A 10,371-nucleotide genomic window follows, 5' to 3' on the forward strand; every position below is an offset into this window, starting at 1 on the left:
CACTGGCAGGTCGGTACCCGGCAGCGCCGCTGCACTGGCCCAGCCCGCGATCGAGGACATGCCTGCGTTGTCGATTACCGTTGCGAAACCATCGTTACTGCGCAGTGCACGCGCGGCCGCGCCATCTGCCTGGACGTTGCTCAGGGTGATGGTGTACGAGCCGATGTCCTCATTGGCCGTCGTCTGGCCCAGGCCGAAGCGCAGGCCATCGGCGTTGGCACCAGCGCTGGCGGCACGCAGATCGATGCCGCGCAGCGCCCAGTTGCTGGCGCCGACACAGGTGACAGTCAGGCCCACAGTCTGAGTGCCGAGCGGGGTCGGGGTGGTGGCGTTCAGGGTGGACGGTGCGATCACGCCAAAATCAACGATGCCGCCGGCCGCCAGCGTCGGGATGCAGGCGGTCGGTTGAATGGTGCCTTCAACGGTGAGGTCGATGACATTGACCGCATGCGCGGAGGAAAGTGCCGACAGCGACAGTAGCGCGCTGGCAAGCAGGGTATGGGTCTTGTTCAAGGTATACTCCAGCTGGGTTCATGAGTGATGTGTAGCATCCCGCCCCCCGTCTCGGCGCTGTGGCCGCGTTGCTGACGAGCCAGCGCGATGGCGCCAATTTAGAGGCATTTTCCGCACTTCAGTATAGAAGGAGTTGCAAATTACGCCTGACTGGTGTCGGTGGTCGCCCCCCCCCCCCTCCCAGATTCACCATGCCGCACTCGGATCGAGTGTGGCGGAGCGGAGTTCCATGGTCGCCATTTATCACGCCATGAGGGTCAATGTCAACCACTCTCGCTGCATGCGCGGCCCTGCGCCCATGGCCGGTATATTGCCCCTCACTCAGAACGCCAGGCGCAGTGACAGGTCTGCCTGCAGATCATTGAAACCTTGCCGCCGTTGCGCGGCGACTGAACTGCCCATGCTCATGCCTTTGAGGCGGTAGTCCATGCCGAGCATCAGGCGGTAACCCGCGCCTGACCGCGCGGCAGCAGGCAAGCTGAAGGCCTGTCCATCGGCGCCAAGCAGCCACGCATTCCGGTCATGTGCCCGGTAGGCCACGGCGTTCATGAATGCGGCATCGCCGCGCAGGCGCCAGTCCGGCCCGAGGCTCGCACTGAAGGCAGCGCCGGCCTCCCATTGCAGGCCGCGCTCCTGCGCGGCGTCCACCGCCAGGCCAAACAGGCCGGCACCGGACTCCTGAAAGGCATTCTCATGGCTGCGGTGCGCACTCATCGCCAGGCGCGGCTGCCACTGCCACGTGCCGGCGTTCACGGCCACACTCAGGCTGCTGCTGGCGCGCCCGCGTGAGAGCCTGCGCCGGCTCTGAGCTCGGGCATTGCTGCTCCCCCAATTCAGCATCCTGTGCCCCTCAAGGTGGTGCCACTCGCCGCCGAGCGTGTGCTGCAGCGTGAATGCACCCAGTCGCTGCGTCAGGCCCACACCCGCAAAACGCGACTGGCTGCGATTACTGCCGGATTCGACAGGCAGCTCCGATGTCAGCATGCCACTGCTCAGGTGAAGGTGGTGGTCACCCCCAAGTGGAACGGTCATCTGCGCGCCGCTGCCATCGCCCCGTACGCCATGACGACTCATGCTCCCCGCACCAAACGCCAACCATTGGCTGCCTTCGTGTGGTGCAAGCCGGGACATGCTGGACCAATAAGCATCGGCATTTGCGCCAAGCCTGAGGCTGGACGCAACCAACCCTTGGCCAGACAGCTGCCGCAGTGCATGATTGAACTGTGCCAGGGTCTCCACTTCAAGGCTGTGAAACAGTGCATTGCTGGCATAGCCAGCCTCCAGCGCGGCAGCAACGCCTTGCACCGGGGTCTCGGCCAGTGCCCGGTAGTCATTCCGGGTCATCAGTACATCCACCTTGCCGTCGCTATCACGCTCAGCCTGCGCGTGCCAGGCCACTGTGGTGCTGATGATGTTCTGCTCGCCGCCTTCCACGCCGGAGAACACGCCAGTGAGCCGCACCGCCGAGGCGTCCGTGCCGCGGGTGAAGGTGGTATCCACGCGCACATCGGCAAGATGTCCTCCGTGGTGCAGCATCAGGTGCCCCGCGCTGCCGTCTGCATTGGTGCCCACGGTGTAGCCGCTGACGACCACCGGCTCGGCCTGCCAGGCCAGATCCTCGCCCGGCTCGGGGCGCCATACCGGGCTGTGCGCCCCATAGAAGCTGGATGTCCCGTAGATGTTGACCTGGCCGTTGTTGATCACCCTGCTGCCAGTACCCGGGCCAATGTTGAATGCGTATGAGTTGGACGCATAGATATTGATCACGCCAGTGGCGCGATTGTTCAGGGTGGCGGTGCCGTCGGAATGCATCGCCACCATGCCGCGCCCCGGTGCCAAGGCGGTGCCAAGATTGATGGTGCCATCATTGATCAGGGTGGCGCCGCGCGCCCCCGACATCGCCACGCCATCCGTGCCGGTGACGGTGATGGTGCCGCGGTTATAGACCGTTGCGCCCGCCCCCTCTCCGTGCATGGCCGAAAAGCCACGGCCAGCCCCGAAACTGCTGGCCTCGTTGCGCATTTCTGCATTGTTGACGATCGAAGCCCGTTGCACATCCGAAACCAGGCGGATCGTGTCGGCCTGTGCGACGGTGCGCATGAACCCGTTGTTGGTGACCACCTGAGTCGTGCCCGCATCTCCTGCAATGGCGGAGGGTGTGGCATGAATGACGGCCGCGTCCGGGCTGTTGCCGCCCGCAAGGATGCTGCCGAAATTGTCCAGCCTGGCGTGTCCGGCCAGGCGGATCGTGCTGTCCTGGATGCCCATGCTGGCACTGCGCCCCAGCGTGCCGTTCACGAAGCGGCTGTTGTCCTCCAGCACCATCGATGCGCCATAAAGTTGGAATTGATCGCGGTTGTGCAGGTACGCCCGATCGCGCACTACAATCAGCGCCCCCTCCAGCGCCACCATGTAACTGTGATTGGTGGCACGCGCGTTACCGCGCAGGTCCAGCAGGCCCTGCACGTGGAACAGGTTGTGGTTTTCAAAGCTACCATCCTCGACAATAGAGATGGAGGCTTTCTCGTTGATCGAGAGGTCGCCATCGTTGCCGAGCCTCCCTTCGCCCCGGATCATCAGGTCGCCAGAAAACAGTGCCAGTCGGCCGGTATTACTGGCTGCACCGACAACCGTCGTGCGGACACCTTGATGCCATTGCACATCGCCCCCTGCACCCACGAGCGTATCCCCATCACTGAATGTGCCCCCCTCCTGTCCGCGGCCAGGATCAACAGGATCAATGGGATTAACAGGATCAACAGGGTCAGTTGGATTGATGGGGTCAATGGGGTCGATCGGAGGGGAGCTGCCTCCACTGCCTCCCCCGGCAGCGACCGCCCCAGCGGCGATGGCTGCCAGGCCGCCCCATAGCCAGCCCCTGGCAGTGCCGGTGGGCGGCGCTGCACTGGCACCGGATTGCCCCTGGGGTTCATCGCACGAAGCGCCAATCGGCAGTTCCGGACAAGGGTCTTCGGCAGAATTTCCCCGTACCGGTAGGGGGAGTGTCGTGCTCAGCGCAAGTGATATCAGTATGGCCAGGCGGCTCGTTCGAGGGTGCGGGGCGTTCACGGAAAAATTCCAAGGGGAGTTGATGTGGATCACGCGCCGCACTAGTCTGCAGTTGGTCGCTGATCGCCGGGTCGCGGAGTATCCAGGGGGGGGCTATACAAGTCACTAGAATTCTTACGAATTTTGAGGGGGCGACCTTGGCGGCTCTACCGGCGCAGCGCGGTTCGGGTCAAGAGCTGGTAGGACTTAAAAGTCCTTCTATAGACATCTCATGATTATTAGCTACAAACTATGGGCGCTGTATGCCCATAGGCCGATGCGGCCATTGGCTGGGCGTTGGAATCGGACTGCAGGAAAGGCGATCGATACCGTGGTAATTCCGAGACGCATCATCCTGTTGGATGATCACCCGGTGCCGCTACTTGGCATTCAGGTGATGCTTGAGGCAGACCCTGCCATCGAGGTGGTCGGTGCATATCTCACTGCCCGTGAATTCCTGATGGCGCTGAACAGTCAGCGCGGCCGCATCGACGTTGCCCTTGTCGATTACACGTTGAGCCCGGAAGATGTGGATTGCCGCAATCTCCTGATGGCAATGCGAAAGCGTTTCCCTGACCTGCCAGTGCTTGTTCTGTCTGCGCAACACAACGCGATGGTCGTGCGTGCCGCGATGCGGGCCGGTGCCAAGGGGTATCTACCCAAAACCTCAATGGCCGGAGATATCATTGCTGCCATCGATGCGCTGTGCCGGGGAAACATCCATCTGCAAGGGGCGATGATGCAGCAGTTGCGGGAAGACCGTGCCGCGTACGTTGCCGACGAACACCTGATCCGGATCGAAGCGCTCACCCCCCGCGAACGCGAAGTTCTTCTGGAAGCACTGGAGGGCCATGGCACCACTGAAATCGCCGCGCGCCTTGGCCGCGCCATCAGCACTGTCAGCGCGCAGAAGCGTTCGGCCTTCCGCAAGCTGGGTGTGCGCACGGACAATGATCTGCATCGCATGCGCCACCTGCTTGAGCTCACGTAGCCGCATGCGACAGCTATTCACGTCCGCCAGTCACACCAGAGCGACCTTACGTTGGACGCTGATGGCGTTGATCGTCGTTGCCGCGCCCGCGATGGCGGCATCGGTGGAGTTCACCGCTGCCGAGCGGCAGTGGGTGGCCGATCACCCGGTGGTCACATTCGCGGCGGAGATTCGATTGCCGCCCCTGGAAGACGAGCAGAACGGGCGCTACACGGGGCTGTTCTCCGGCTACGTCGAGCATATCGCCAAGGTCAGCGGCCTGCGCTTCCACTATGTTCCCACGGAAAGCTGGGACGACGCACAGGCACAGTTCGGCAAGCGCGATATCGACCTGCTGATCAACGCGCCGGAGCAGGGCATGCAGCCGGCGACACAGGCACAGATGGCCTGGTCGCGTCCGTACTTCGCCAGTCCCTACATTCTGATCGGACGCGCCGACGCGCCGATGGCCTACACCCGGGAGGCACTGCAGGGGAAGGTGGTGGCGGTTCGTTATCGCGCCCTGTCCGAAGCGGGCATCCAGCGTTTTTTCCCGGGGGCCACCATCCTGCGCGCCGCCACGGCCGACGATGCGCTCAAGGCGGTGGCCGAGGGGCGTGCAGATGTGGCCGCAGGGACCACGGCGATGTACTTTCCCCGTCTGCGTCGCCGTTACATAGGAACGCTGGGTGTAGCTGGCATGCCCGATGCCGCCCCGTACCTGGCGCGGATGGGGGTGCATCAGGACGATCCGCTGTTGTTGTCGATCATCGACAAGTCGATCGCCACGTTGACCGCCACCCAGACGGATGCGCTGGAACAGCAATGGCTGGGGGTGGCCTCTGATTATGGCGCACCGTCGTTCCGGTCGATCCTGCTGCACCGGCGCTGGGAAGTGATTCTGTTCTCCACATTGCTGGTGCTGTTGGCCGGCGCCACCTACGTGGCCAGCTGGGCGCGGATCCGGGCCAGGCGCAGCGAGCAGTCCAAGACACGTTTCCTGGCGATGATGAGCCATGAGATCCGCACGCCGATCAATGCGATGGTCGGATCCATCGAGATGCTGCAGTCCACCGCCCTGGACCCACGCCAGCGTGACCTCGCAGAGAGCGCTCACGTCTCCGCCGAAGGCCTGATGGATCTGCTCGACAACGTGCTGGATCTGTCCAAGGTCGATGCACGCCGCCTGACACTGGAACGACGGCCGACCGATATCCGCGCACTGCTGGAAGACGCAGTGCGGGTGGCGCGGATACGCGCGGACCTGAGGGGGGTGCAGATTGATCTGCAGCTTGATGACGCGGCGGCACCGGTCCTGCATCTGGATGCGACGCGACTGCGGCAGGTCGTGGCGAACCTGCTGGGCAACGCCGTGAAGTTCACCAGCCGCGGCAGCATTCATGTGGATGCGGTGATCGAGCGGAAGAACGGTGCGGATGCCCCGATGTGCCTCAACGTGGCCATCACCGATACCGGCATCGGCATTTCGCCAGCACAGCTGGCGGGGCTGTTCGTGCCCTATACGCAGGCCGACCAGTCCACCACCCGTGAGTTCGGCGGGACCGGACTGGGACTGACCATCTGCCGTGAACTGCTCACCTTGATGGGCGGCAGGATCATGCTGGAGAGCGTGCCGGGGCAGGGGACCACCGCACGTTTCAGCGTTCCCGCCGAGCCCAGCGAGCGGGCCGCACTGGTACCCGAAGCGCCGCCCCCCGGCTCGCCGGCAACGTTCGACAACGCGGATGAGGGCAGGGTGCTGGTGGTGGAAGACCATCCGGCCAACCAGGTGCTGATCTGCGACCAACTGCGATCACTGGGTGTGCAGGTGGCGCTGGTCGACAATGGTTACGCTGCGTTGGACGAGCTTGCTGCGGGCAGGTTCGACCTGGTTCTGATGGACTGCCATATGCCGGGCATGGATGGATACGAAACCACCCGCCGCATCCGCCGCGAAATGGCCACGGTCAAAACGCCGATCATCGCCATTTCCGCCGCCACCGACGCGGCTCACCTGGAGGCCTGCGATACCAGCGGCATGGACGGCGTGCTGCGCAAACCCCTGCGCCGGTCCGACTTGGCCGGAATCCTGGACTTGTGGGGTGTACCACGGCACCCTGGCAGCGACCTGGCGGAAGCTGCAGTGGCGGCGCCGGTGACGAGCGAAGTGCAGGCGCTGCTGGTCCCCCACCTGCTGAGGGACGTGTTGCAACTCAACCTTGCCTTGCAGGCGGGCGACCTCGCAGCCGCACACGCCTGGGCGCACCGGATCAACGGCGCAGGCCAGATGGCCGGCCACACTGGGATGGCCGAAGCCGCTGCCAGCGTGGAGACTTGCCTGCGCGAGGGCGCCGTGCCACCGGCGGCGCTGGTGACTGAACTGCAGCAGGCGGTGGTTGAAGTAATAGGGAATTTCTGACAATACGTCCGAAAATGCAGAACCCATACGAACCCATTGGACGCACCAATGACTTTTCAATCAATGGGGGAGCAATCACGCCACCGATTGCCCGCCAATCGAGTATTTCAGATGGCCGGATCTACCAGCACCCCGACAATCATGGAGCTTGATGGCCTGGCTGAGATCGGCGCAGCGCAGCGAGATGGCGTGATGAATGCGCGGGCAGCGGCATGAGAGCCCGCAGGGTGATGTGCGGCCTCTTTGCAATGGTCCTTGGGCTGGCAGTATTTGCCAGTGCTGAGCAAGAAGGTGTCTGCCTCACGCGTGCTGGCGCGTCCGAGTCTCAAGTGGCGGATCGTCGCGACTTTGTGGAGGACGAAAATAAGCTATCTCATCTTTATGGCTCGCATGATCAGGACGCCTGCTCTCGAACTGGAGATGATGGCTGCGCTTGTCACGGAGTGGGAGACTCCTCCCCCCAGGCGTCGTCCCGAATTAACTTAGAGGCGTTCGATGTGGATGATGTTTTTAGCCATGGCTCGATCTCAAGATTAGGCTGGGAGGCCCATGGTTCAGGGTTTCCAGACGAAACTCGATTGGCACTGAGCAGGTTCTTAGGTTCGGATGTTGGCAGCATCATTGGCAGGCAAGCTATTCTGCGCAGTGAAAAAATTCATCTTGAACAAATTCTTCCAGAATCCGGATACCCGCCAACATTTTCGGCTGGATATGCGGGGACAAACACCATAACCTACAGCCTGCAATGGCGCGAATATCTAAGGTCAAATGAATTTGGAAGGGAATGCCTGGGGGTCGACCTGGACGTTCTCCTGGCCCATGAAATCGGCCACACTCCTCTTGCCGGCACGACATTTTCCTATCGTGTCGCCACCGGCAGTTCGGACGAAGATGAGTTCAGCGCAGTTCGATTCCTGGAGAACCCCTACAGACAGTACTTAGGGTTGCCGCTGAGAACCCATTATTCTGGAATTCCATTACCAGAGCCTTTACTTGGAGGCCGGTAGAATGATTGGCATGGTTGCGGGGTAATCCGGTCATCGTCAGGGCTGACTAGGTAGTTGCCGTGGATGCTCCAGCCCGAGAACGGGCCGCTTAGGTACTGGCACATGCATCAATGCTCGCTTGTCCTTGGAACCACGGAGAGGCAAGAGCGATGCCAGCAAGAGGCAGATCAGGCCGGAGTAGTACCTGCCGAGGTTTAACATAATATACAAACCGGGCCTTTCTCAAATCCGGAAGCCCTTGCGGCAGTAGGTGTGGCGCTCATTCCCACGCTTATGGCCACCAGCATTGCGGTTGCGGCCAGCTTCCGCCAGACAGCCTTCTCTTCACGGCTGATCGCTCGCGCTTCGCCCACCACCCCCAGCACCTGAGCGAGTGGAATCCCTGTGATCCCGGCTATGGTCGCGCACGTCACGGTGTCGGGGAATTTCTTGCCTCCCCGCCAGTTGCTTACAGCCTGACGGGAGACGCCCAGCTTCCGCGAGAGGTCGCTATCTGAGGTCGCCCCGCTGGCCTCGATGGCTCTGGCGAGAATCTGATCGAAGTTCATTTGTCCACCCTGTGTTGACACCCTGTCCACCCCCAGTGTACGTTGCGCCATGTCCACCGGCGGTGGACACCCGCCAGCCGGTCCCCCTAGGCCGCTGGCGGGAATCTAGGGGCTAGGGGGCAGGGGTAGGGGATGCACGGATACATGTTCGCCGTAGCGGTCGTAGCAGCGCTCAGCGTTGTGGTCGGAATCGCTCGTCTCGCTGCGTGGTTTATCGACCGCAGGGAAGAGCAGGGCACCAACGCGATTCGTGACGCTGCCCGCGTTGCCCAGGCACGCGCCGAGTTCCTTCCGACCCCCACCCAGATTCGTCATCAGGCCATGGGCGAGGGGCAGTCAAATGGCTGATTTAACCATCGTCGTATCTCAGGCCGATATCGATTCGTTCGCCACCGGGATCATCTGCATATCTTTCGCGGGTGCCGCTATCGGTGCCGGCCTAGTTGGTCTGCTGCGCGATCTGCTCCGCGAGTTTTGGTACTGGCTGCGCGTCTATCGTCGGCACGTACGGGTGCAGCGTACTGAGGCCCGCCAATGAGCGGCCACTGCAACTTCTGCGGCGAGCCGACCGTCTACTTCTTCGCAGGCGGGCTTTGTGCTGCCTGCACCGGCAAGAACGCCCGAATCAAGCTCGACGGCATGACGCCTGCGCCGCGCGCAGAGCTTGCCGCGTTCGATGAAGCCATCGGCGTGATGCACGCCTCTGCACGCCGTACCGAGATGGCCTCAGAGGCCATGCAGCGCAATAAGCGCGCATCGGGTGCTTCGCTCAAATCGTACCTCGCAGCGGCTCCGATCGCGTTGACCCCGGAGGGCCAGCGCGAAGCGCTGGCCCTTGGGCTTGTCCATTACAAAACAAGTGACAACGCGCCCAAGCACGGCCGTCTGTCAATCGAGATAGACCCGCTTCTGGCGCGGGCGCAACGGCTGCGCAAGTCCGTCATTACGAGTGCACGACTTCATGACCAAGAAGCGAAGAAAGGATCGCGCCGTGGCGCGTGGTACATGCTCACGCTCACCTACCGAGACGGAAGCAATAGCGGCCCTCGTGACGTTAGCGAGCTACTTAAGCGCATGCGGGGGCACTTCAATGGAATTGTCTCTCGGGCCCGACGGTTCGCGGGTGAGGTGTTCCGTTATCTATGGGTCGGCGAGCTCACCCAGCGCGGCCGCCCCCACTACCACCTCCTGATCTGGGTGCCCAAAGGCATCTACTTCGGCAAGGTTGATCGTCGCGGCTGGTGGCCTCACGGCAGCAGCCAGATTGAGAAAGCCCGCAACGCGGTCGGCTATCTCGCCAAGTACGCATCGAAGTTCACCAGTGTCATTGCTGGAGCGTTCCCCAAGGGGTTTCGCACGCATGGCTGCGGTGGCCTCGATACAGAATCCCGCCGCGAACTGCGGTGGTGGAAAGCCCCTGTATCGGCCCGTGAAGCGCTCGGCGGCGAAGCCGACATTCGCAAGTGCCAGGGCGGCTATTTCGACAAGCTCACCGGGGAGTTCTGGTCGTCCCCATGGAGAGTCACTTTTGCATTCGGCCGGACCATCGCTTGGAAGGTAATCCCACTATGAAAGTCCAGATTCTCACTGAGTCCGTCTCCGTCCGCAGCTTCCCTGCACGCGACGGCAAAGCCGCTGTCAACTTCACCGAACAGAAGGCCGCTGTCATTCGTGACGGTGACTTCCCGCTCCCGTTCACTATCGGTCTCGATGAAGGCCAGCAGCCCTACAAAGTCGGCACCTACGAGTTGTGCCCCACGTCGCTCCAGAGCGGCAAGTTCGGTGGTCTTGAATTCGGTCGCCGCATCAAGCTTTTGACCCCGTCGCCCACGCCCGGCGCTGCGCCGGTCAAGGCCTAACCCATGT

Annotated in this window: 9 protein-coding genes; 6 read left to right on the forward strand and 3 right to left on the reverse strand. The window is 62.4% G+C overall.

All coding sequences use genetic code 11. The features are described from left to right. A partial coding sequence (locus AC07WC_RS17585) for a DUF1120 domain-containing protein (RefSeq protein WP_495211146.1) occupies nucleotides 1-513 on the reverse strand: 513 nt, incomplete at its 3' end. Nucleotides 514-834: 321 nt separating this feature from the next. Further along, the gene (locus tag AC07WC_RS17590) at nucleotides 835-3,192 is read right to left on the reverse strand and encodes a pectate lyase-fold domain-containing protein (protein ID WP_495211147.1); all 2,358 of its coding nucleotides are present in this window, start codon (nucleotides 3,190-3,192) and stop codon (nucleotides 835-837) included. Nucleotides 3,193-3,793: 601 nt separating this feature from the next. Here AC07WC_RS17590 and AC07WC_RS17595 point away from each other — a divergent pair. The 3 genes from AC07WC_RS17595 (at nucleotide 3,794) to AC07WC_RS17605 (ending at nucleotide 7,957) form a co-directional block, all read left to right on the forward strand. Continuing rightward, nucleotides 3,794-4,552 carry a response regulator gene (locus AC07WC_RS17595; RefSeq protein WP_495211148.1) on the forward strand — a complete coding sequence of 253 codons (759 nt, stop codon included), beginning with the start codon at nucleotides 3,794-3,796 and terminating at the stop codon, nucleotides 4,550-4,552. A 91-nt stretch (nucleotides 4,553-4,643) separates the two neighbouring features. After that, nucleotides 4,644-6,950 carry an ATP-binding protein gene (locus AC07WC_RS17600; RefSeq protein WP_495211153.1) on the forward strand — a complete coding sequence of 769 codons (2,307 nt, stop codon included), beginning with the start codon at nucleotides 4,644-4,646 and terminating at the stop codon, nucleotides 6,948-6,950. 212 nt (nucleotides 6,951-7,162) lie between these two features. Beyond that, nucleotides 7,163-7,957 carry a hypothetical protein gene (locus AC07WC_RS17605; protein ID WP_495211149.1) on the forward strand — a complete coding sequence of 265 codons (795 nt, stop codon included), beginning with the start codon at nucleotides 7,163-7,165 and terminating at the stop codon, nucleotides 7,955-7,957. A 194-nt stretch (nucleotides 7,958-8,151) separates the two neighbouring features. On the opposite strand, the gene AC07WC_RS17610 is transcribed toward AC07WC_RS17605, so the two are convergent. Further along, the gene (locus tag AC07WC_RS17610) at nucleotides 8,152-8,505 is read right to left on the reverse strand and encodes a DUF3693 domain-containing protein (RefSeq protein WP_495211150.1); all 354 of its coding nucleotides are present in this window, start codon (nucleotides 8,503-8,505) and stop codon (nucleotides 8,152-8,154) included. A gap of 340 nt (nucleotides 8,506-8,845) precedes the next feature. Between AC07WC_RS17610 and AC07WC_RS17615 the strand changes: the two genes are divergently transcribed. From AC07WC_RS17615 to AC07WC_RS17625, 3 genes are all read left to right on the forward strand, one after another. Continuing rightward, on the forward strand, nucleotides 8,846-9,043 hold the full coding sequence (locus AC07WC_RS17615; protein ID WP_495211151.1) for a hypothetical protein: 198 nt from the start codon (nucleotides 8,846-8,848) through the stop codon (nucleotides 9,041-9,043). Nucleotides 9,044-9,144: 101 nt separating this feature from the next. Continuing rightward, the gene (locus AC07WC_RS17620; protein ID WP_495211154.1) at nucleotides 9,145-10,077 is read left to right on the forward strand and encodes a rolling circle replication-associated protein; all 933 of its coding nucleotides are present in this window, start codon (nucleotides 9,145-9,147) and stop codon (nucleotides 10,075-10,077) included. Beyond that, nucleotides 10,074-10,364, forward strand: coding sequence for a single-stranded DNA-binding protein (locus AC07WC_RS17625; protein ID WP_495211152.1), 291 nt, complete (start codon nucleotides 10,074-10,076; stop codon nucleotides 10,362-10,364). Before AC07WC_RS17620 ends, AC07WC_RS17625 begins: the two co-directional genes overlap by 4 nt. Nucleotides 10,365-10,371: the final 7 nt, after the last annotated feature.

This window comes from Stenotrophomonas sp. GW821-FHT01H02A (genome assembly GCF_059422145.1).

Bases quoted from the DNA above. Each gene is read 5' to 3' on its own strand.
- AC07WC_RS17595 (WP_495211148.1), top strand. From the start codon at position 3,794: ATGATTATTAGCTACAAACTATGGGCGCTGTATGCCCATAGGCCGATG.
- AC07WC_RS17600 (WP_495211153.1), top strand. From the start codon at position 4,644: ATGGCGGCATCGGTGGAGTTCACCGCTGCCGAGCGGCAGTGGGTGGCC.
- AC07WC_RS17605 (WP_495211149.1), top strand. From the start codon at position 7,163: ATGAGAGCCCGCAGGGTGATGTGCGGCCTCTTTGCAATGGTCCTTGGG.
- AC07WC_RS17610 (WP_495211150.1), bottom strand. From the start codon at position 8,505: ATGAACTTCGATCAGATTCTCGCCAGAGCCATCGAGGCCAGCGGGGCG.
- AC07WC_RS17615 (WP_495211151.1), top strand. From the start codon at position 8,846: ATGGCTGATTTAACCATCGTCGTATCTCAGGCCGATATCGATTCGTTC.
- AC07WC_RS17620 (WP_495211154.1), top strand. From the start codon at position 9,145: ATGACGCCTGCGCCGCGCGCAGAGCTTGCCGCGTTCGATGAAGCCATC.
- AC07WC_RS17625 (WP_495211152.1), top strand. From the start codon at position 10,074: ATGAAAGTCCAGATTCTCACTGAGTCCGTCTCCGTCCGCAGCTTCCCT.